The organism is Streptomyces sp. NPDC090088, assembly GCF_044747345.1.
Classification (GTDB): Bacteria; Actinomycetota; Actinomycetes; order Streptomycetales; family Streptomycetaceae; genus Streptomyces.
Genome location: NZ_JBIVDZ010000010.1, coordinates 338843 through 360275, shown reverse-complemented (window position 1 = coordinate 360275; position 21433 = coordinate 338843). Strand labels below are relative to the sequence as shown.

14 protein-coding genes are annotated in these 21433 nt (G+C 72.7%); 11 read left to right on the top strand and 3 right to left on the bottom strand.

The window, feature by feature from the left end:
- The first annotated feature begins 68 nt into the window (after positions 1 to 68).
- The 7 genes from ACIPSJ_RS41275 (at position 69) to ACIPSJ_RS41245 (ending at position 13070) form a co-directional block, all read left to right on the top strand.
- Positions 69 to 2369, top strand: a complete 2301-nt coding sequence (locus ACIPSJ_RS41275) for an FdhF/YdeP family oxidoreductase (RefSeq protein WP_401353657.1) — start codon at positions 69 to 71, stop codon at positions 2367 to 2369.
- Between the two features lie 148 nt (positions 2370 to 2517).
- Positions 2518 to 4095: an acyl-CoA carboxylase subunit beta gene (locus ACIPSJ_RS41270; protein ID WP_401354056.1), complete on the top strand. Its 1578-nt coding sequence runs from the start codon at positions 2518 to 2520 to the stop codon at positions 4093 to 4095.
- A gap of 140 nt (positions 4096 to 4235) precedes the next feature.
- Positions 4236 to 5987, top strand: coding sequence for a fatty acyl-AMP ligase (locus ACIPSJ_RS41265; RefSeq protein ID WP_401353655.1), 1752 nt, complete (start codon positions 4236 to 4238; stop codon positions 5985 to 5987).
- Positions 5984 to 9955 (top strand): acyltransferase domain-containing protein, encoded by a 3972-nt coding sequence (locus ACIPSJ_RS41260; RefSeq protein WP_401353653.1) that lies wholly within the window; start codon positions 5984 to 5986, stop codon positions 9953 to 9955. The genes ACIPSJ_RS41265 and ACIPSJ_RS41260 overlap by 4 nt, the downstream gene beginning before the upstream one ends.
- A 25-nt stretch (positions 9956 to 9980) precedes the next feature.
- Positions 9981 to 10922, top strand: a complete 942-nt coding sequence (locus ACIPSJ_RS41255) for an alpha/beta hydrolase (RefSeq protein ID WP_401353651.1) — start codon at positions 9981 to 9983, stop codon at positions 10920 to 10922.
- A 122-nt stretch (positions 10923 to 11044) separates the two neighbouring features.
- Positions 11045 to 12274 (top strand): PucR family transcriptional regulator, encoded by a 1230-nt coding sequence (locus ACIPSJ_RS41250; protein WP_401353649.1) that lies wholly within the window; start codon positions 11045 to 11047, stop codon positions 12272 to 12274.
- A gap of 154 nt (positions 12275 to 12428) precedes the next feature.
- On the top strand, positions 12429 to 13070 hold the full coding sequence (locus tag ACIPSJ_RS41245; protein WP_401353647.1) for a cutinase family protein: 642 nt from the start codon (positions 12429 to 12431) through the stop codon (positions 13068 to 13070).
- A 68-nt stretch (positions 13071 to 13138) separates the two neighbouring features.
- On the opposite strand, the gene ACIPSJ_RS41240 is transcribed toward ACIPSJ_RS41245, so the two are convergent.
- The gene (locus tag ACIPSJ_RS41240) at positions 13139 to 14860 is read right to left on the bottom strand and encodes a hypothetical protein (protein WP_401353645.1); all 1722 of its coding nucleotides are present in this window, start codon (positions 14858 to 14860) and stop codon (positions 13139 to 13141) included.
- Between the two features lie 222 nt (positions 14861 to 15082).
- Here ACIPSJ_RS41240 and ACIPSJ_RS41235 point away from each other — a divergent pair, with 222 nt between their 5' ends.
- Positions 15083 to 16570, top strand: a complete 1488-nt coding sequence (locus ACIPSJ_RS41235) for an MFS transporter (protein WP_359225038.1) — start codon at positions 15083 to 15085, stop codon at positions 16568 to 16570.
- Positions 16571 to 16738: 168 nt separating this feature from the next.
- Here the strand turns inward: ACIPSJ_RS41235 and ACIPSJ_RS41230 are convergent, their stop codons facing one another.
- A complete protein-coding gene (locus tag ACIPSJ_RS41230; protein ID WP_359225034.1) occupies positions 16739 to 17365 on the bottom strand; it encodes a TetR family transcriptional regulator in 627 nt (208 codons plus the stop codon).
- A gap of 111 nt (positions 17366 to 17476) precedes the next feature.
- Between ACIPSJ_RS41230 and ACIPSJ_RS41225 the strand changes: the two genes are divergently transcribed.
- From ACIPSJ_RS41225 to ACIPSJ_RS41215, 3 genes are read left to right on the top strand one after another with little or no spacing between them, the layout of a single operon-like run.
- Complete coding sequence (locus ACIPSJ_RS41225; protein ID WP_401353642.1) at positions 17477 to 18598, top strand: aminomethyltransferase family protein; 1122 nt, start codon at positions 17477 to 17479, stop codon at positions 18596 to 18598.
- Between the two features lie 17 nt (positions 18599 to 18615).
- Positions 18616 to 19461: a formyltetrahydrofolate deformylase gene (purU, locus tag ACIPSJ_RS41220; RefSeq protein WP_401353640.1), complete on the top strand. Its 846-nt coding sequence runs from the start codon at positions 18616 to 18618 to the stop codon at positions 19459 to 19461.
- Positions 19462 to 19501: 40 nt separating this feature from the next.
- Positions 19502 to 20356 (top strand): bifunctional methylenetetrahydrofolate dehydrogenase/methenyltetrahydrofolate cyclohydrolase, encoded by an 855-nt coding sequence (locus tag ACIPSJ_RS41215; protein WP_401353638.1) that lies wholly within the window; start codon positions 19502 to 19504, stop codon positions 20354 to 20356.
- A gap of 43 nt (positions 20357 to 20399) precedes the next feature.
- Here the strand turns inward: ACIPSJ_RS41215 and ACIPSJ_RS41210 are convergent, their stop codons facing one another.
- Positions 20400 to 21305: a hypothetical protein gene (locus ACIPSJ_RS41210; protein ID WP_401353636.1), complete on the bottom strand. Its 906-nt coding sequence runs from the start codon at positions 21303 to 21305 to the stop codon at positions 20400 to 20402.
- Positions 21306 to 21433 lie beyond the last annotated feature (128 nt).

Below are 21433 nucleotides of genomic sequence, written 5' to 3'. Positions count from 1 at the left end.
CGAAGAGTGGGCGGGAACAGTGGGCGGGGTGTGCCTGACCCGCGCGGGTCCCAGGGGCGTGGTGTGCGATGCGGGATGTCGGCGAACCGGATGAGGCCGAGCTGTCGGTGACGGCTCCCAAGACGTGGGCGACCGGTGCGCCCGCCGTCGTGCACGCCTTGCGGTACGCCCTTGGGCAGACCTCGCCGAAGCGCACCGCGCTGACCCTGCTGAACATCAACCAGACCAAGGGCTTCGACTGCCCGGGCTGTGCCTGGCCGGAGCCCGGGCCCGACCATCGCCACCGCAACGAGTACTGCGAGAACGGCGCCAAGCACATCGGTGACGAGGCCACCTCCCGCCGGGCGACCGCGGACTTCTTCCGGCAGTACTCGGTGGACGAGCTGAGCCGGAAGTCGGACTACTGGCTCAACCAGCAGGGCCGGCTGACCGAACCGATGGTGCTGCGCGAGGGCGCGACCCACTACGAGCCGATCGGCTGGGACGACGCCCTGGGCCTGCTCGCCGACGAGCTGCACGCCCTGGACCACCCGGACGAGGCGCTCTTCTACACCTCGGGGCGGCTGGCGAACGAACCGGCCTTCCTGCTCCAGCTGTTCGCGCGGGCCTTCGGTACCAACAACCTGCCGGACTGCTCCAACATGTGCCACGAGTCCAGTGGTTCGGCGCTGAACGAGACCCTGGGCATCGGCAAGGGCAGCGTCAGCCTGGACGACCTGTACGACTCCGACCTCGTCTTCGTGGTGGGGCAGAACCCCGGCACCAACCACCCGCGCATGCTGTCGGCGCTGGAGGAGACCAAGCGGCGCGGCGGGCGTGTCGTCGCCGTCAATCCGCTGCCCGAGGCGGGACTGCTCCGCTTCAAGCACCCGCAGAAGGCACGCGGGATCATCGGCCGCGGCACGGACATCGCCGACCAGTTCCTGCAGATACGGCCCGGCGGCGACCTGGCCCTGTTCCAGGCGCTGAACCTGCTGCTCCTGGAGGCCGAGGAGAAGGAGCCGGGCACCGTCCTGGACCGGGACTTCATCGAGGCGCACACCACCGGCTACGACGCCTTCGCCGAGCGCATCCGGGAGACGTCCTGGGACGCCGTCCTGGAGGCCACCGGCCTGAGCCGGGACGAGATCGAGCAGGTGCACGAGCGGGTGCTGGCCAGCCGCGGTGTCATCGTCTGCTGGGCGATGGGGCTGACCCAGCACAAGCACGGCGTGCCGACCATTCGCGAGGTCGTGAACTTCCTTCTGCTGCGCGGCAACATCGGCCGCCGGGGCGCGGGCGTGTGTCCGGTCCGGGGGCACAGCAACGTGCAGGGCGACCGGACCATGGGCATCTGGGAACGCATGCCCCAGCCCTTCCTCGACCGGCTGGGACGGGAGTTCCGTTTCACCGCGCCGACCCAGCACGGCCTGGACTCCGTCGACTCCATCCGGGCCATGCTCGACGGACGTGCCAAGCTGTTCGTCGGAGTCGCGGGCAATTTCGTGCGGGCGTCGCCCGACAGCGAGGCCACCGAGCGGGCGTTGCGCAACTGCCGTCTGACGGCGCACATTTCGACGAAGCTCAACCGCTCCCACGCGGTGTGCGGACGCACCGCGCTGATCCTGCCGACGCTGGGGCGCAGCGACCGTGACGTCCAGGCCGGCGGCGAGCAGTTCATGACCGTCGAGGACTCGATGAGCGAGGTCCACGCGACCCGCGGCCGGCTCGCCCCGGCCTCCCCGCACCTGCTCAGCGAGGTGTCGATCATCAGCCGGCTGGCCCGCCGGGTCCTGGGCTCCGGACCGGACATCCCCTGGGCGGACTTCGAGGCCGACTACGACCTCGTCCGCGACCGTATCGCCCGAGTCGTCGACGGCTTCGGGGACTTCAACGAGCGGGTACGGCGTCCGGGCGGCTTCCGGCTGCCCAACCCGGTCAACGAGAAGGTGTTCCGCACCCCCGCCGGGAAGGCCGTCTTCACCGTCAACGACTTCACGATGCTGCAGGCACCGCCGGGCCACCTGGTGCTGCAGACGCTGCGCTCGCACGACCAGTGGAACACCATCCCGTACGCGATGGACGACCGATACCGGGGCATCAAGGGCGGCCGGCGTGTCGTCCTCGTCAACCGCGCCGACCTCATGGATCAGGGCCTCGACGACGGCGGTCTCGTCGACCTCGTCAGCGTCTGGACCGACGGCTCCGAGCGCCGCGCCGACGCCTTCCGTGTGGTCGCCTACCCGACGCCCCGGGGCTCGGCGGCCGCCTACTACCCGGAGACCAACGTCCTGGTGCCGCTCGACAGCGTCGCGGACATCAGCAACACGCCCACGTCGAAGAGCGTGATCGTCCGCCTGGAACGGGCCGCCGACCCGACACCGGCGTAGCTCCTGCCCCGCCGGCGTCCACAGACGTCTCCTTGTCACGTCGGCACCAATCCCACCCTCTCGGGACTCATGTCCCGCAAAGAGAACAGTGATCTTGCCGAACGCCCCTTTCCCGCTGCCATATTCGAAAGCCCCTTCGGAGGTGGCAGTGACGCAAGAGGCAGCAACATCGCGGGCCCGGCAGGCTCCGGCGCGTGCGTTCGACCGGACCGTCGAACGCATCGCCGACCTGGACGCCCGTCGGGCGCTGGCGGTGGCTCCGGGCGGGCCGAGAAGACGCGGGGAGTTCGGCGCGAGGGAGCGGATCGAACGGCTCCTGGACCCGGGCTCCTTCACCGAGACCGGTCTGTTCGTCCGGGCCAGAGCCGCCGCGGACGACGTCCGCCGGCCCTACGGCGACGGGGTGGTCACCGGACACGGCACGGTCGACGGCCGCCCGGTCTGCGTCTTCGCGCAGGACTCCACGGTCTTCGGCGGCAGCATGGGCGAGGCCTTCGGGGAGAAGACCGTCGCGCTGATGGACCTCGCCCTGAAGACCGGCTGTCCGGTCGTCGGGCTCAACGACGGCGGTGGCGCCCGCATCCAGGAGGGCGTCGCCTCACTGGCCCTCTACGCGGAGCTGGTCCGCCGCAACGTGCAGGCGTCCGGCGTGATCCCGCAGATCTCGGTGGTCCTCGGCCCGTGCGCGGGCGGAGCCGCCTACTCCCCGGCCATCACCGACTTCACCGTGATGGTGGACGGCGCCTCGCACATGTTCGTCACCGGGCCGGACGTCATCGAGGCGGTGACCGGCGAGCGCACCACCGCCGAGGAACTGGGCGGCGCCCGGGCCAGCAACACCGTCAACGGCAACGCCCACTTCCTCGCCGCCGACGAGGAGGACGCCCTGGAGACCGTACGCGACCTGCTGTCGTACCTGCCGGCGAACAACCTGGAACGTCCCCCGCAGTACGCCCCGCCGGCCGCCGTTCCGGACGGCGCACAGCTCGATCTCGTCGTCCCGGACCGGCTCGGGCAGGCCTACGACATGCGCGACATCCTGCGTGCGGTGGTCGACGACGGTGAACTGCTGGAGATCCAGGAGCTGTTCGCGCCGAACATCATCTGCGCGCTGGCCCGCGTCGAGGGCTGTTCCGTCGGTGTCGTCGCCAACCAGCCGCTGCGCGCCGCGGGTGTCCTCGACATCGACGCCTCCGAGAAGGCGGCGCGCTTCGTACGGTTCTGCGACGCGTTCGGCATCCCGCTGCTCACCTTCGCCGACGTGCCCGGCTATCTCTCCGGCGTCCGCCAGGAGCAGGCCGGGATCATCCGGCGCGGTGCCAAACTGCTCTACGCCTACGCCGAGGCGACCGTGCCGAAGGTCACCGTGGTGGTGCGCAAGGCGTACGGGGGCGGGTACGCGGTGATGGGCTCCAAGCACCTGGGCGCCGACATCAACCTCGCCTGGCCCACCGCCCGCATCGCCGTCATGGGCGCCGAGGGGGCGGTGGGGTTGCTGCACCGGCGTGAACTGGCCGCCGCCGCCGATCCCGAGGGGCTGCGCGCCTCGCTGATCTCCGCGTACGAGAGCACCCACGGCACCCCCTATCTCGCCGCCGAGCGCGGCTATGTGGACGCGGTCATCGCCCCGCGGGACACCCGCGGCCATGTCTGCCGGGCCCTGCGTGCACTGCGCGGCAAGCGCGCCCCGATGCCGGAGCGCCGGCACGGCAACATCCCGCTCTGAACCGGTCCGAACAGTCCGAACAGTCCGAACAGTCCGAACGGAAACCGAACAGTCTCTACGGACCGACCGTTCCGACCGGACCGACCGGACCGACCGCTCCGGCCTGCCGGCCGACTCCGTGACGTGAGGAGCCATCCCCGATGCACAGTCGCCCCCAGCCCGCGATCCCGTACCGAACCCTGCCTGAGTACGTACGGCACTGGGCCCGAATCGCTCCCGATCACCGGGCGTTCACCTTCGTCGACCATCCGGGCCCGCACTCGCGCGGTGTCCACCGCACCCTCACCTGGAAGCGCCTGGACACCCGGGTGCGGGCGCTGGCCGCCCGGCTCGCCGAGGAGGCCGGGCCCGGGGAGCGGGTCGCGCTGCTGTGCCCGCAGGGGATGGAGTACGTCACCGCGTTTCTCGCGACACCGGCCGCCGGTCTGGTCGCCGTACCGCTGTACCCGCCCGGTCTGCGCGGGCACGACGACCGGCTGGCGGCCGTCCTCGCGGACGCGCGTCCGGCGGTCGTCGTGACGACGAGCCCGTTGCTCCGCGAGGTACGGGCCTTCTGCGCGGACATCCCCGTGCGGATCGTCGTCGCGGACGAGGTGCCCGACGCCGCCGGGGACCGGCCGCCCGCCGCGCCCGACGAGACGGCGATCGCCTATCTGCAGTACACCTCCGGCTCCACCCGCACTCCGGCGGGCGTGGAGATCACCCATGCGAACGTCGTCGCCAACGCCCGTCAGGCGCTGGGCGCCTACGGTGCCGACACGCGTTCGGTGACCCTCGTGGGCTGGCTGCCGCTCTACCACGACATGGGGCTCGTGCTGAGTGTCGCCGCCCCGGTCGTGCGGGGGCTGCTCTCGGTGGTCATGGATCCGGGCGCGTTCCTGCAGTCGCCCGTGCGCTGGCTGCGGCTGCTCGCGGCGCATCCGCGCGCGCTGAGCGCCGCGCCCAACTTCGCCTACGACTACTGCGCCGCCGCCGTCACCGAGGCGGAGAAGGCGGACCTGCGGCTGGACGGCGTCGTCGCCCTGCTCAACGGCAGCGAGCCGGTCCGCCCGGGCACGGCCGACCGTTTCCACGCCGCCTTCGCCGCGCAGGGGCTCGCCCCGGAGACCCACTGTCCGTCGTACGGGCTCGCGGAGGCCACCGTCTTCGTCAGTGCCGCCCGGCCCGGTCAGCCGCTCCGCCGGTTCGCGCTCGACCGCGCCGCCCTCGCGGGCGGAAAGGCGCTCGCCGCGCGCCCCGACGACCCCGGGGCCGTGCTGCTGACCGGCTGCGGGACCCCGGCGGGCCAGCGGATCCGCGTCGCCGACCCCGTCTCCCACGCCCTGCTGTCGGAGGGCGAGATCGGTGAGATCTGGGTGCAGGGCCCCAACGTGGGGCGCGGCTACTGGAACCAGGAGGAGCAGTCCCGGCGCGTCTTCGGCGCCAGGTTCGCCGGCGCCGGGGAGGCCCCGGGTGACTGGCTGCGCACGGGGGATCTGGGGACCGTGCTGGAAGGGCAGTTGGTGGTCACCGGACGGCTGAAGGACCTGATCGTCGTCGACGGCCGCAACCACTATCCGCAGGACCTGGAGGCCACGGCCCAGGACGCGCATCCGGCCGTACGCCGCGACCGCCTCGCCGCCTTCGGTGTGCCCGGGGTGCAGGGCGACTCCGGTGAACGGGTGGTCGTCGTGGCGGAGCACACGCGGGCCACGAACCTGGCCGAGATCGACGTACCGGACCTCGGTCGGGCCGTGCGCGCGGCGGTGTCCTCCCGGCACGGGCTCAGACTCGCCGACGTCGTCCTGGTCCCGCCGGGCGCGGTGCCCCGTACGTCCAGTGGCAAGGTGTCGCGGGCGCTGACCCGGGCACGGTACCTGGCGGGCAGCTACGCCGCGGAGAACGCGCGATGAGGGCCGTCGAGGCGCACGCGCTGCGCCGGGTGATCGCCGAACGGCTGGCCGTGTGGACCGGCACGGCCGTCGAGGACGTCCCGATGGACCGGCCGCTGGCGGACCTCGGCATGTCCTCGCGGGACGCGGTCGTCCTGGCCGGGGAGCTGTCCCGCGCGCTGGGCCGGGAGCTGCCCGTGACGCTGCTGTGGGAGGCGGCCACCGGCGACGCCCTGGTGGCGCGTCTGTGCGAGACCGGGGCCGAGGAGGTCGCTCCCCCGGTGCGGCCAGGGCTGTCGGACGAGCCCGTCGCGGTCATCGGCGTCGGCTGCCGGCTCCCCGGGGGCGTGCACGGGCCGGACGACTACTGGCGGCTGCTGAGCGACGGCGTCGACGCCGTCCGGCGGGTCCCCGAGGACCGGTGGCGCGACTTCACCGCGTTCCCGCCCGCCGACGCGCCCGTGTACGGCGGCTACCTCGACGACATCGCCGGGTTCGACGCGGACTTCTTCCGCATCACCCCGCGCGAGGCCGCGGTCATGGATCCGCAGCAGCGGATGCTCCTGGAGGTCGTCCACGAGACCCTCGACCACGCCGCCGTTCCGGCCGCCTCCCTGGCCGGCACGCGGACCGGCGTCTTCGTCGGTGTCTCGGCCCCCGAATACGGCCGGCTCACCGGCGCCGAGGCGGGCGCCGTCGATCCGTGGGCCCCCGCCGGGGCGGCGCTCAGTGTCACCGCGGGGCGGCTGGCCTATGTGCTGGACACCCGCGGGCCGAGCATGGCCGTCGACACCGCGTGTTCCTCCTCGCTGGTCGCGGTGCACCAGGCGTGCGTCAGCCTGCGTACGGGCGAGAGCGACACGGCGATCGCCGCCGGGGTCAACCTGCTGCTCTCCCCCACCGTGTCCGTCGCGTTCCAGCGGGCGGGCGCTCTATCGCCGGACGGGCGGTGCAAGCCGTTCTCCGCGGCGGCGGACGGCATCGGGCGCGGCGAGGGCTGCGCGGCCGTACTCCTGAAGCGGCTGTCCGACGCCGAGCGGGACAGCGACCGCGTCCTCGCCGTCGTCCGGGCCACGGCCGTCAACTCCGACGGCCGCTCCAACGGCCTCCTGGCGCCCAACCCGGCCGCTCAGAAGGCGCTTCTGACCGCCGCCTACACGCGGGCCGGGCTCCACCCGGCGGACGTCGACTACGTCGAGGCGCACGGCACCGGTACCCCGCTCGGCGACCCGATCGAGGCGGGCGCGCTCGGCGCGGTGCTCGGCCCGGGCCGCGACCCCGACCAGCCGCTGCTGCTCGGCTCCGCCAAGGGCAACCTCGGCCACCTGGAGAGCGCCGCGGGCATCGCGGGGCTGGTGAAGACGGTGCTCGCCCTGCACCACGACACCGTCCCACCGTCCCTGCACTGCGCCGAGGGCAGCGCTCTGGACGACGCCCGGCTGCGCGTGGTCACCGAGTCCGAGCCGTGGCCGCGCTACAGCGGCACGGCCACCGCCGGGGTCTCCGGCTTCGGATTCGGCGGCACCAACGCCCATGCGGTGCTGGAGGAATGGCACCCCCCGGGGCCGCCGCCGCACCCGGCCGACGACCCGGCCGCCCGCCTCCACCTTCTCTCCGACCTCGACGCCGGACGACTCCGGGACACCGCGGGCCGGCTCGCCGCCTGGCTCCGTACCCCCCGGGGGAGCGCCGCGCACTCCGCGGACGTGGCGCGCACCCTCGCCGGGCGGGCCGGTCGCGGACCCGTCCGCGCCGCCGTCGCCGCCCGCGACCACGGCGAACTCGCCGACGCGCTGGAGGCGTTGGCCCAGGACCGAGGCCATCCACGGGTCGCGTCCGGCGACCGCGACCGCGTCGGGCGCGGCCCGGTGTGGGTGTTCTCCGGGTACGGCGGCCAGTGGACCGGCATGGGGCGCCGGCTGCTGGCCGAGGAGCCCGCCTTCGCCGCCGCCGTGGAGAAGGTAGACGCCCAACTGGCCACGGAGTGCGGCTTCTCCCTGTACGACCATCTGGCGTCCGGGGGTGACCTCGAACGTCTGGAGGTCGCCCAGCCCGTCCTGTTCGGCCTCCAGGTCGCGCTCGCCGAGCTGTGGCGCGCGCACGGTGTCGAACCCGCCGCCGTCATCGGCCACTCCATGGGCGAGGTGGCCGCCGCGGTCTGCGCCGGGGCCCTGGACCTCTCCGACGCGGCACGGGTGGTCGCCGCACGGGCCCGGCTGCTCAGCCGGCTGCACGGTGGCGCCATGGCCGTCGTGGACCTCGACGACGGCGAACTCGGCTCCTTGCGACGGGACTTCCCCAACGTGTACGTCGCCGTGCACTCCTCACCCGGCCAGAAGGTGGTCACCGGCGAGGAGCGCGAGGTGGCCCGGCTGGTACGGCGGCTGGAGCACGAGGGCCGGGCCGCCCGGGTCATGCGGGTGGTGGGCGCCGGTCACTCTCCCCAGGTCGACCCGCTGCTGCCGGAGTTGGCCCGGGCCCTGGCCGATGTACGGGGCGGACGGCCGCGGGTGCCCGTCTACTCGACCGTCCTGGACGACCCGCGCGGCGCGTGTGTCTTCGACGCCGCCCACTGGGCCGAGAACCTGCGCCGGCCGGTGCGTCTGGACCGGGCCGTCGCCGCGGCCGCGGCCGACGGGTACACCGCCTTCGTCGAGATCTCCCCGCACCCCGTGCTGGCCCATGCCCTCACCGACAACGTGCCCGGCGCGCTCGCCCTCGGCACCCTGCGCCGCGACGCCGACGACTCCGCCGCGTTCCTGACCCGGGTGGGCGCCCTGTACGCCGGGGGCGGGCGGCTGCCGATGCCGTCGGGTCGCGTCATCGACCTGCCCGCGCCGCGCTGGCGGCACGTCCGCCACTGGTGGACGGACGGGCGCGCGACCACGGCGGACGACGCGCCGCCGGTGCCCGCTCAAGAGCACTCCACGCCCGAGGACACCTCGGTCCGCGGGCGCCTGTGCCACCACATCGCCGTCGTCACCGGCCACCCGCGGCACCGCGTCACCCCCGCCACCGCCCTGGCCGACCTCGGCCTGGACTCGCTGATGGCCGTCCGCGTCCGCACCGCCCTGCAACGCGAGTTCGGCACCGAGGTGGCCCTGCGCGACCTGTTCGGCGCCGCCACGGTGCAGGACGCGGCCGACCGCATCCACCAGTCGCTCCCCACCGGGGACAACTCCCCGCTGCGACCGCTGCGCGTCGCCGGTTCCGGGGCCCCGCTCTTCCTCGTGCACGCCGCCGGCGGTACGACCGACGTCTACCGCGCACTCGTCGAACGCCTCGGTGACGAACGCCCCGTGTACGGGCTCGAACGGCTCGAAGAGGCACCCACGGTGACGGAGAAGGCACGCCGGTACGCCGAGACCATCGCCGCCGCCCACCCCGACGGGCCCTGCCTGCTGGGCGGTTGGTCCTTCGGCGGCTTCGTCGCCCAGGAGACGGCACGCCAACTGACCGCCGCCGGGCGGGAGGTGGAGCTGGTCGTCCTCCTCGACTCCGTACGGCCCCTCCCCCTGCCCGGCCGCACACCGGCCGACCGGATCCGCGCCCACTTCACCGGCTTCGCCGAGCACGTCGCCGACGTCTACGGGGCCCGGCTGGACCTGCCGTACGACGACCTCGTCGCGACGCAGGACGAGGCCGCGCGCGTCGACGCCGTCCTCGGGGCCCTGCGCGAGGTCGCCGACGTGCCGCCGGCCGCTCTGGAGCACCAGCGCTCCTCCTACCTGGACCTGCGGATCGGCGAGGCCCACGAGCCGGGCGGCTACGACGGCCGGGTGGTCCTGTTCCGGGCCACCGAGCCCGCACCGCACACCGTGCACGACCCGGCGTACGAACGGGACGACGAGGCGCTGGGCTGGGACGAGGTGTGCCCGCGCCTGACGGTCGTACCGGTCGAGGGCCACCACCTGTCACTGCTCGACCCGCCGCAGGTCGACGGGATCGCCACCCGTCTGCGGCGGGAGGCCGCCGAGCAGACCCGCTGAGCAACCCGAACAACGAGGAGCCGCCATGTACCCCCGCACCCCCGCAGTGTCCCGGCGCGCGGTCACCAGGGCCGCCGCAGCCGCGTCGCTGGCCGTGCTGTTCGGCGCCACGGCCACCACCCGCGCGCGGGCGGCGACCCGGCTCGGACCGCGCACCCTGGACGTGTCGGTGTCCTCCGCCGCCCTGGGCCGCAGCGCGCCGGTACGGCTGATCCTGCCGTCGTCCTTCGACACCCAGCCCGGCCGGACGTACCCCGTCCTGTACCTGCTGCACGGCGCCCACGACGACTACACCTCCTGGACCCGCGAGACGGACATCGAGGCCTTCACCGCGGACCGGGACCTGATCGTGGCGATGCCGGACGCGGGCCCCACCGGCATTCCCACCGTGTGGCGCAGCGGCACCGACTACGAGACCTTCCAGGTGAAGGAAGTCCCGGCGCTGCTCGCCCGCGACTACCGGGCCTCCGGTGTCCGGGCCGTCGCCGGGGTCTCCACCGGCGGATACGGCGCCATGGCACACGCGGCCCGCCACCCCGGGATGTTCACGGCGGCGGCCTCCTACAGCGGCATCCTCGACACCGTCGCACCCGGCGTACCCCCGATCTTCGACGCCATCGTGGCCCGCGAGAACCTGGCGTTCCTCTCCGTCTGGGGCAACCCGGTACTGAACTTCCTCACCTGGCGCGACTTCAACCCGCGGGCCCGCGCCGCGGGGCTGCCCGGCACCGGCCTGTACGTCTCCAACGGCAGCGGGGTGATCGGCGGCGACGGCGACGTGTACCCCGAGGCGCTGGAGAGCGCCCTGTGGCCCTCCGCGCACAGCTTCACCGACACCCTCGCCCGGCTCGGCATTCCCGTCACCACCCACTACTACACCGGCGGGGAGCACAGCTGGGCCTACTGGAAGCGGGAGTTCACCGCGTCCTGGCCGCTGCTCGCCCGTGCGCTGGGAGTCCCGGAGTGACGGCCGTGCCGTCGGGGCACGGAACGGAGCGCAGGAACCGCTCGTCCAACACTGGACATCCCGCTCGCCCCACCGGGCACAGTGTGGGCGTGAACCGGTTCCGGGTGAAAGGAGTGTCCGCGATGGCCGTCCCAACCCCCCACGACGGTCCCACCGGCACGGCACCGCCCCGTGTCCCGGCCGATCTGGCCGAGTTGCTGCGCGCCCAGCTCGAAGAGGTCGCCGACGAGGTGGAGGAGGAGGTCCGCAACCAGGTTCCGGAGTACGCGGGACCGGCCGACGGGATCTACCGCCGCAACCTGCGGGCCGGGGTCGTGACGGCGCTGACCCTGTTCGTCGACCACATCACCGACTCCCCCGGCCGGGTGGACGCCATCGCGGCGACGTACTACGAACTCGGCCGCGCCGTCGCCCTGGAGGGCCGCAGCCTCGACGCGCTGCAGTCCGCGGTGCGCATCGGAGGGCTGCACGCCTGGCGGCTGGTGGGCCGTACGGCGGAGGAACTCGGCCTGGACTCCCCGGTCGTCGCCGCGCTGGGCGAGCTCGCGTTCCGCACCGTGCACGAGGTGGCCGAGGCGGCCGCGGCCGGGTACGCGGAGGGTCAGCTGCGCAGCGCGGACGAGGTGGAGCGGCGCCGCGGACGGCTGCTCGACCTGCTGCTGCGCGACCAGCCGGCCTCCCCGCAGACCGTCCGGGAACTGGCGCACGGCGCGCGGTGGCCGCTGCCCCAGTACGTCACCGTGGTCGCGCTCGCCGCCGCGCCGGACCAACGCGACGAGGACCGGCCCCTGGTGGGGTCCGACGCGCTCGTGGACATGGAGTCACGGCCACCGCGGATACTGCTGCCGGACCCCGACGGCTCCGGCCGCTTCGGCGGACGGGCGTTCGCCCTCGCCCTGCGGGGCCGCCCGGCCGCGATCGGCCCGGCGGTTCCCCTCGCCGAGGCCGCGCAGTCGTTACGCTGGGCCGTCCGCGCCCTGGGGCTGATGGGGCGCGGCATCCTGCCCCGGCAGGGCGTGCTGCGGTGTGCCGACCACCTGTCCACCCTCCTGCTGCACAGCGACGAATCCCTGCTGGCGCAGTTGCAGTCACGGGCTCTGACACCGCTCGACGCGGTCTCCGAGGGGCAGCGCGCACGGCTCGCCGAGACCCTGCTGGCCTGGCTGCTCAGCGGGAGCAACGTGGCCGACGCCGCCGCCCGGCTCCACGTCCACCCGCAGACGGTCCGCTACCGCCTGCGCCAACTGGAAAAGCTCTTCGGCGACGCGCTTCAGGACCCCGGCACCCGCCTGGACCTCATTCTGGCCCTACGGGCCGAAGCACTGCGGAACCAGGAAAACCTCACCCCGTGACTACCTTTTCCCGAGGTTTTTCCGACTCACCTGGGCAACAAAAAGCGAAGAACTTCTGAATCACCGTTCATAACACCCCGTCAGTGAACGCGAATACGTTCGGGACCGTCCTTTTCCGCAGGCGCGTCACGCGCCCGAACCGCAAAGGATCCCCATGCGTATCCGCTTGTGCCTCGCCGCGCTCTCGCTGGTCGGCGGGGCCGGACTGGCCTCCCTCTCGACCTCCACGGCGACCGCCGCCACCTGTACGGACATCGACGTCGTCGCGGCCCGCGGGACCTTCGAGCCGGGCACCCTCGGCACGATCGTCGGCGACCCGGTGTATTCCGCCCTGCAGAAGAAACTGACGGGCAAGAACCTGTCCGGCTACAAGGTGGACTATCCCGCGGACCTTTCCCTCACCTCGGCCGCGCAGGGCAACGCGGACCTGGTGAACCACGTCACGAGCCAGGCCGCCGCCTGCCCGAACCAGCGGTTCGTTCTCGTGGGCTATTCGCAGGGCGCGAACGTCGTCGACAACTCGATCGGAATCAGCAGTGCCGGCGCGCTCGTCGGCAGCCCCATCGTGGCCACGATTCCCGACGCGCTCGAACCGCGGGTCGCCGCGGTGCTCCTGTTCGGCAACCCGATCCGGGCCCTCGGCAAGAGCGTCACCGGTACCTACCAGAGCCGCACCATCGACTTCTGCGCCCAGGGCGACCCCGTCTGCGAGAACGGCGGGGACGACGTCCTCGCGCACCTCGGCTACACGGCCGACGCCGACGCGGCGGCCGCGTTCGCCGCGGGCAAGGTCTGAGTACGGCGGGCCACGACCGTGGGGCCCGGGAGGATTCCTCCCGGGCCCCACCGCTGTGCGTGCCGGTGCTACTCGGGGTCTTCGGCGAAGCGCGCGAGGGTGCCGGAGACTGGTTCGGGCCGTCCGTCGTTCTGTACGGGCGCGGCGGTGAGTACGTCGAGGTGCTGGTAGCCGTCGGCGACCACCGGGTGCAGGTCGGCCGGGATGCGGCCGGCGAGCAGTCCGTCGCCCGCGAGCACGGTGAGCGTCGGGTCGGCGGTCAGCCCCTGCGGATGCACGACGAGCTGCTTCACCTGCGGCGAGGTCGCCAGTTCGAGGTCGGTGATCAGCTTGGTGGGGAAGTACTGCTCGGTGAAGTCCAGCGGCTGCTCGGCCAGGCTGCGGGCCAGTTCGTGGATGTCGGTGACCTCCTTGTCCGCGTCCGTGAAGGGCGTGCCGTCGGCCGACCTGTAGCCGGGGTCGTCGGCGGCGCCGACCCGGTCGTAGTCGCGCCAGGTGTACAGCGGCCCGTGCGGCAGGGCAGGGATGGCCTTGTACTCGACGCCGAACAACTCCGGTTGTTTCGTACCGCCGTTGGCCGCGGGGAAGTTCTTGTCGGCGATCGGCCCGCCGTCGAAGAAGCCGACGCTGCTCTGCAGGAACGCCAGCGGTTCGGAGTTGTCGTCCATCAGGGCGCCGAGCACCGCCGCGTTGGTGAGCCGGAAGTCCTTCACCGCGGGTGAGCCGGTGAGGAAGGTGGCGGCGTCCTTGGAGAACAGGAAGCGGTTGGTCGCCTCGATGTCGGTGTTGGAGGGCAGGTAGCCAGGCAGGTCGGCCTCACCGCCCGGATCCTGTACGGTGCCGAGGCCGGCGATGGCCAGCAGGTTCATGGTCTCGGGGTTGAGCAGGACGGGGGCGGACAGCGTCCGCGACAGCACTCCGCTGTCGAGTCCGGCCTGCACGACGCCGTAACCGAGGCCGACGTCGGGCAGGCCGGTGTCGTCCGGGATGCTGCCGCTGAGGTCGCCCAGCGAGGTGGAGACGGTGGTGTCGAGGGCGAAGTAGCCGGCGCACTGGTTGTACCCGGCGTCGCTCGTGGTGGCGGGGTCGCCGTCGAAGTCCGCGGTGGCGAAGTAGCCGGTGATCACCCCGCCGAGCGAGTGCCCGCCGCACAGCACCTTCCGCTTGCGCACCCCCTGGTCGGGCAGTTCGGCGGCGAGCAGGTCGTACTGGTCCCGGACGGTCTGCCCGATGCCGAGCCGCGCCATCCACCCCAGCCGGTCGTTGCCGACGTACCCGGCGAAGGTGCGACCCCCGACCTGCTTGCCCCGGTAGTAGTAGTCGACGGCGGTGTGCTGGTCGCCGGAGGTGATCCCGGTGTGGTCCTCCAGACAGTTGGAGCGCCGGTCCAGCGCCCAGAACTCGATGTGCCGGCCCTGCTCGGCGGCGCGCGCCACGGTGTCGCGGGCGACGCTGTCGAACGCTCCGGCTCCTTCCAGGATGCCCGGCTGGGCGACGAGGATCCGGTCGGCGTCGGCCGACGCCGCGGGTCCGTCGGTGGCGCGGTAGCGCAGGTACGACAGCCAGTCGCAGGCCGCCGGACGGGGCCCGAAGGAGGCCGGCAGCGGCACCTTGACCCGCACCACCGACTCGCTCACGCCGTCGACCGGACCCGACGACGCCACGGCCGTCTCGGTCCGCGCGCCCGCCCCGTGTGCCTGCGGGGCGGCTGCGGTGAACGCCCCGGTGGTCAGCAACACCGCCAGAGCGGCGCTCTGCCACGTTCTTCCTCTGCTGCGGCTCGTGTTCATAGGCCGGACCGTAGGGCCGCGAGGACCGCGCGCTCGGGCCGTGCTCACAAGAACGCAGCAACCGAAGGCTTCCTTGTCACCAGCGGCGAAGCCATCGGTGAGCTGTCAGCGCGGTGACAAAGACCGGTCTCGTTTCGTCACTCCAGGGCAGAGCCACGGTGCCGTGCCGCACCCAAGAATCCCTGGTACCAGCCGGCCACATCCGCGGTGAAGGGAGCGACGGTGGGACGTGCGCGCTTGTTCGCGCTGCTGGGGCTGCTGACGCTGACCGGTTTCGTCACGACGCTCGACAACACGGTGGTCAACGTGGCGCTCCCGACCGTGCAGCGTGAACTGGACCTGACGGTCGCGGACCTGGAGTGGGTGGCGAGCAGCTATGTGCTCGGCTTCGGCGCGCTGCTGCTGCCCGCGGGGCGGCTGACGGATCTGTTCGGCCGCCGCTCGGTGGTGGCCACGGGGATCGTGGTCTTCACGGCGGCCTCGGCCGCGGCGGCGCTCGCCGACAGCGGGGGCACGCTCATCGCGGCGCGGACGGTGCAGGGTGTGGGCGCCGCGCTGGTCGTTCCGGCCTCGCTCGCCGTCGTGGCCGCGGATCTGCCGGCGCACCGCCGGTCCACGGCCGTCGGACTGTGGACGGCGGCCCTGGCGGTGGCACTCGCGCTCGGCCCGGTGGTCGGCGGGTTCGTCACCCAACGGTGGTCCTGGGACTGGGTGTTCGCGCTCAACGTGCCCTTCGGCCTGCTGACGCTGCTGCTGGTGCCCGCGATCCCGGCCGGCTCCACGGGATCGGCGCGCGGCGGACTGGACCTGGCGGGCGTGGGCTGGTCCGTCCTGTCGTTGTACCTCCTGACCTACGGGCTGGTGCGCGGTGGCGAGCACGGTTTCACCGCCGCCCCCGTACTCGTCTGTCTGGGCGTCGCCGCGGTCGCCGCCTGGGTGTTCGTGGTCGTCGAGGTCAGGGCCGAGCGACCGCTGGTCGACCTGCGGCTGCTGCGCGACCGCTTCCTCGGCGGCGGGGTGCTCGCGCAGATGCTGTGGGGCGTCGGCGTCAACGGCGTGTTCTTCTTCACGGCCCTCTACCTCCAGCGCGTCCTCGGCTTCTCGCCCACCGGGGCGGGCCTGGCCTTCCTGCCGCTGGCGGCTGCGCTGCTGCTGTGCACGCCGCTCTCCGAGCGTGCCGCGCGGACCCTGGGCGCGCATGTGTCGATCGCCGCGGGGCTGGGGCTGGTGGCACTCGGGCTGCTGTACGTGTCGGGGACGGGGCTGCGGGCTGGCTACTGGGACGTGCAGCCGGGGCTGCTGCTGATCGGGGCGGGCTCGGCGCTCACCACTCCCCTGACGGTGCGTTCGCTCATCCGGGTACCGCAGGACCGTACGGGCATGGCCACCGGCCTCCTCAGCGCGGCCCGCGAGGTGTCGGGGGTCTTCGGCGTGGTCCTGGTGGGGGTGGTGCTCACCCGTCGCGAGGCCTCCGCACTGCGCGCCGGCGCGGAACCACGCGGAGCGTTCCTGGAGGGCTACCACCTCGGCCTGCGCCTCGCGGCGTGCTGCGTCCTGACCGGCGCGCTGGTCGCCCTCCTCACCCTGCACCGCCGCGGCCGCCACCGTCGGACGGTGGCGCGGGGGCGGCTGCGGGTGGCCGGGAGCGGCCGGAAACCACAGGTCGTCCCACCGTCCGAACTCCTGCGTGGCGAGATCCTCGGCGAGTGAGGCGACGCGACCGCTGCCGGGGGCGAGGGGAGCGGCCGTACTGATCGGTGCGGCCCTCAACCTTGCCGACTCCGGGTCGCGGGGCCGCCCGAACAGGGTCGGAACGTGTACGCGAGGACGTGCTCGGCGGCGCATTCCGCGCCCTCTTCGGCGTCCCGGTGCAGGACACTACGGGTCACTCGGCGTCTGGACCTCCGTCGCGGATGCCTGGGCTCGGTAGGCGGCGAGAAGCCGACGCAGCGCGTCGATGCCCTCCTTGGTGCGCGCCGGTCCGTCAGAGGTGACCTGATGGAATACCAGGCCTTCGAGGGCCGCGAAGACGATCTCCGTCATCTCCTCGGGCACGTCGAAGCAGGCCAGCGCCTCGCGGACGGCATCGCGGTAGGCGTCGTAGAGCGTGTCGACGTGGCGGCGCAGTTCCGGGCGCCGGTTCGATTCGAGCTTGAGTTCGTACTGGAAGGCCTGCACATCGGGGTCGGCCGCGATGAAGTCGGCCAGGGTCGCGGCGAAGTCCTCCAGTCTGCCGCTGGCGGGAACCAGCGAGGACGTGTCGATGCTGCGCGTGACGCACCACCGTAGGGCCTCTTCGAGCAGGGTGTCGCGTGAACCGAAGTGGTGGGCGACCAGTCCGTGCGTGACGCCGGCTTCGGCGGCGACGGACCGGTAGGTCAGTTTCCGCAGGCCGCCCTGGGCCACCACGCTGACGGCCGCGGCCAGGAGCGCGTCGCGCCCTTCGCCGTAGCCGGGCCTGATGTCCCGGCCCACCTCACCGTCCTGTTCCGACGCGGCGGTCACGTACCCCTCCTGTGCCTGTGTGATCCTCCGACCCCAATCTATCCTATTGACAAGTTATCCAGATGGATAGATTCTCGCTGTGCCGTACGCCCTCTATCCACTGGAGTCCCCATGGCCGTCCCCGAAGGATTGAGCACCACCCCGTTCGCTCCCCGCTACGCCGACCGTGTCGAGGAGTGGATCGAGGTCTACGGCAACGCGGTTCCGCTGGCCATCGGCGACCCGGCCGAGGAGTACGAGGCCGTCCGCACCGCCGTCGGCGCCTCGGAGTACTCGATGCTCTACAAGTGGCACGTCGAGGGCGAGCAGGCCGTCGCCACCGTCGACGCCGCCTTCTCACGGAGTGTCAGCGGGCTCGGCGCCGGGCGAATCGCGTACGGGGTCGTGGTCGACGCGGACGGCATGATGCTCGACGACGTGACCGTGGCCGTCCTCGCGCCCGGCCATGTGGTCGTCACCGGCGGCAACCCCACCACCCAGCAGGCGCTGGCCGCCCACGCCCCCGCCGGCACGACGGTCACCGAGCGCCGCGACGAGTACGCCGTCCTCACCCTGCAGGGCCCGCGCAGCCGCGCCGTCCTGCGGCGCCTCACCCACGCCGACGTCTCCAACGAGGCCTTCCCCTATTACACCTTCCTCCAGGACACCCTCGTCGCGGGCATCCCGGCGCAGGTCAGCCGGCTCGGCTTCACGGCCGAACTCGGCTACGAGATCCAGGTCGGGCGGAAGCGCGCGCTGGAGCTCTGGGACGCGGTCCTCGAAGCCGGGGCGGACCTCGGCATCCGGGCCTTCGGCGCGCTCGCCCTGCTGACCTGCCGCACCGAGGCCGGGATGATCATGGGTGAGCTGGAGTACGACCACACGGTCACGCCGTTCGAGTGCCGGATGGGCTGGGCACTGGACTTCGACAAGGGACCCTTCCAGGGCCGGGACGCGCTGCTGGCCAAGAAGGACAGGGTGACCGGACGTGTCGTCAGCGTCGTCGTGGACGCCGCACCGGAGGCCGCCGAGGGCGCCCGGCTGGAGCTGGACGGCCGGGACGTCGGCTACGTGACGATGGCGATGCCTTCCCCGGTTCTCGACGGCGCCACCCTCGGGCTGGCCCGCGTGCACCGCGACGCCGTGAAGTCCGGCACCGCACTGACCGCGGTCGCCGCCGACGGCTCCACGGCGAGCGCCACGGTCCGGCCCACGCCCGTGTACGACCCCGAGCGCGCCCGCGTACGGGCCTGAACCAGGAGGCCAGAGCCATGCAGCGCTACATCGTGACCATGAGCTGCCCCGACCAGCCGGGCATCGTGCACGCGCTCTCCGCGGGGATCAACGAGAGCAAGGGCAACATCCTGGAGAGCGCGCAGTTCTCCGATCCCGGCACCGGGACCTTCACCGTACGCGTGCTCCTGGAGACCCCGCGGGCCGATGCCGAAGGCCTGCGGGACGGGCTTGCCCTGCGTCTGGCCCGCTTCGACCCCGTACTGTCCCTGCGGCCCGAGGAGCAGCGCCGGCGGGTGCTGCTGATGGTGTCGAGGTTCGACCACTGCCTCGTCGACCTGCTCTACCGCTGGGACCTGGGCGAACTTCCCGTCGACATCCCGCTCGTCGTGTCCAACCACCCCGACCTGGCCCCCGTCGCGGAGCGGTACGGGATCCCGTTCGTCCACCTCCCCGTCACCCGTGACTCCAAGCCGGAGGCGGAGGCCGAGCTGCTGCGGCTGGTGGCTGAGCACCGGGTCGACTTCGTGGTGCTCGCCCGGTACATGCAGGTCCTCTCCGACGACCTGTGCCGCAAGCTGTCCGGCCGGGTCATCAACATCCACCATTCCTTCCTGCCCGGCTTCAAGGGCGCCAGGCCCTACCACCAGGCTCACGAACGGGGCGTCAAACTCATCGGCGCCACCGCCCACTTCGTCACCGCCGACCTGGACGAGGGTCCGATCATCGAGCAGGACGTCGTCCGCGTCGGACACCGCCACACCGCGCCGGAGCTCGTCTCGATCGGCCGGGACGTCGAGCGGATCGTCCTGGCCCGGGCGGTTCGGCTGCACGCGGAGGACCGCGTCGTCCTCACCGGCTCCCGCACCGTCGTCTTCTCCTGACGACCGCGCCGGGAAGCCCCTACCGAGAGGCCCGTACGACATGACCACCGCGACACTGCTCGACGGCAAGGCCGCGGCAGCCGGCATCAAACGTGAACTCGCCGAGCGAGTCGCGGCGTTGAAGCTCCGAGGCATCACCCCCGGCCTGGGCACCGTTCTGGTCGGCGACGATCCCGCCAGCCACTCCTACGTCGGCGGAAAGCACCGTGACTGCGCCCGGGTCGGCATCGCGTCGATCCGGGTGGAGTTGCCCGCCACCGCCGTCCAGGCCGACGTCGAGGCCGCCGTGCTCCGGCTCAACGCCGATCCGGCCTGCACCGGGTTCATCGTCCAACTGCCGCTGCCCGCCCACATCGACACCCATGCGGTCCTGGAGCTCATCGATCCGGCCAAGGACGCCGACGGGCTCCACCCGGCCAATCTGGGCCGCCTGGTCCTGGGCATTCCGGGGGCGCTGCCCTGCACCCCGCGCGGCATCATCGACCTGCTGCGGCGCAACCAGGTGCCCATCACCGGGCGGCAGTTCTGTGTCATCGGCTGCGGTATCACCGTGGGCCGCCCGCTCGGCCTGATGCTGACCCGCAGCACCGAGCACGCGACCGTGACCCTGTGCCACGAGGCGACCCAGGACACCGCGGCCCACGCCCGGGTCGCCGACGTGGTCGTGGCCGCGGCCGGCGTGGCCCATCTGGTCCAGCCGGACTGGATCAAGCCGGGCGCCACGGTCCTGTCCGTGGGCATCACCCGGACCGTGGAGGGCATCCTCGGCGACGTCCACCCGGACGTCGACCAGGTCGCCGGCTCACTCGCGCCGCCGGTCGGCGGGGTGGGACCGATGACCCGCGCCATGCTGCTGACCAACATCGTCGAGGCCGCCGAACGCGGTTCGTCATGACGCACGGCTTCACCTCCCGGGCCGACGCACGACGGCGGCGCCGCTAGGCACGACCGGCGTAGCGCCCGTAGCACTCCACCGGGTCCCCTTCGTAACTCCACGGCCAGGGCGTCACCAGCCCGTCGACGGCGGAGAAGACCGGGCCCGCCTCACGCATGCGGCCCGCCCTGCTCAAGGCGTAGGCGAGCAGCCCCAGATCGGCCACCGCGGCCGCGTGGCGCAGCCGGCCAGGGGGCATCCCATGGGCCAGGGCCTGGTCCAGCCATCGCGCGGTGTGCGGTTGCGCCCAGTACTGGCCGATCCCCAGCGCCCGCGTTCCGCCGGCGTCCAGGTCCCGGTGGTACTGCCGGACCGCGGCGGCCAACGGCAGGCACGACGTCGGCGCGCCCGGCGGCATGACCGCGACGACGTCGTCGAGGAAATCCCGCAGCGCGGCCTGGCTTCCCTGCTCCTCCGGGGAGAGGTAGCCCAGGATCTGCAGATGCGCCTCTCTGTGCCATGGGTCGCGGGCGTGGATCTCCTTCCAGATGGGGGTGAGTTCAGAGGTCGGCCGCCGGAGAATCCGTACCGCCGCCAGCGCTCCCACCCAGGGGGTCGGATCGCCCGGGCGGATCTCGGCGGCGCGGCGGCAGGTCGCCAGGGCGCCCCACGGATCGGTGGCCAGCTCCGACCAGGCGGCCAGGACCAGCGCGTCCGGATCGCTCGGCCGACGCTCACGCCAGGCCCGGGCCAGCGCGGGCACCGCGTGAGCGAGGACGCCGACCCGGTGCGAACGGCGGTCCCAGTCGTCTCCCGTGTCCCTCAGCAACCGCTCCACCTGGGCGACGGCGAGATCCTGCGGACCGATGCCGCGCGTGGCGGCGACACCTCTCAGCACCCGGCCCAGCGGAACGTCGTCGAGTTCGGGGGCGAGGCGGGGTTCGTGTGCTCTGCGGCTGAAGAGTGCCATGGCCGGGTCAGCGTCTTTCGTGGGTGGCTGGGCCACGCTCGTGGGTGATGTCCAGCATGCGGAATCTCCGAATATCTTATTTGAGGCCAAACGATATGATGGGTGCGGAGCAGTCGTCACGGTTCACG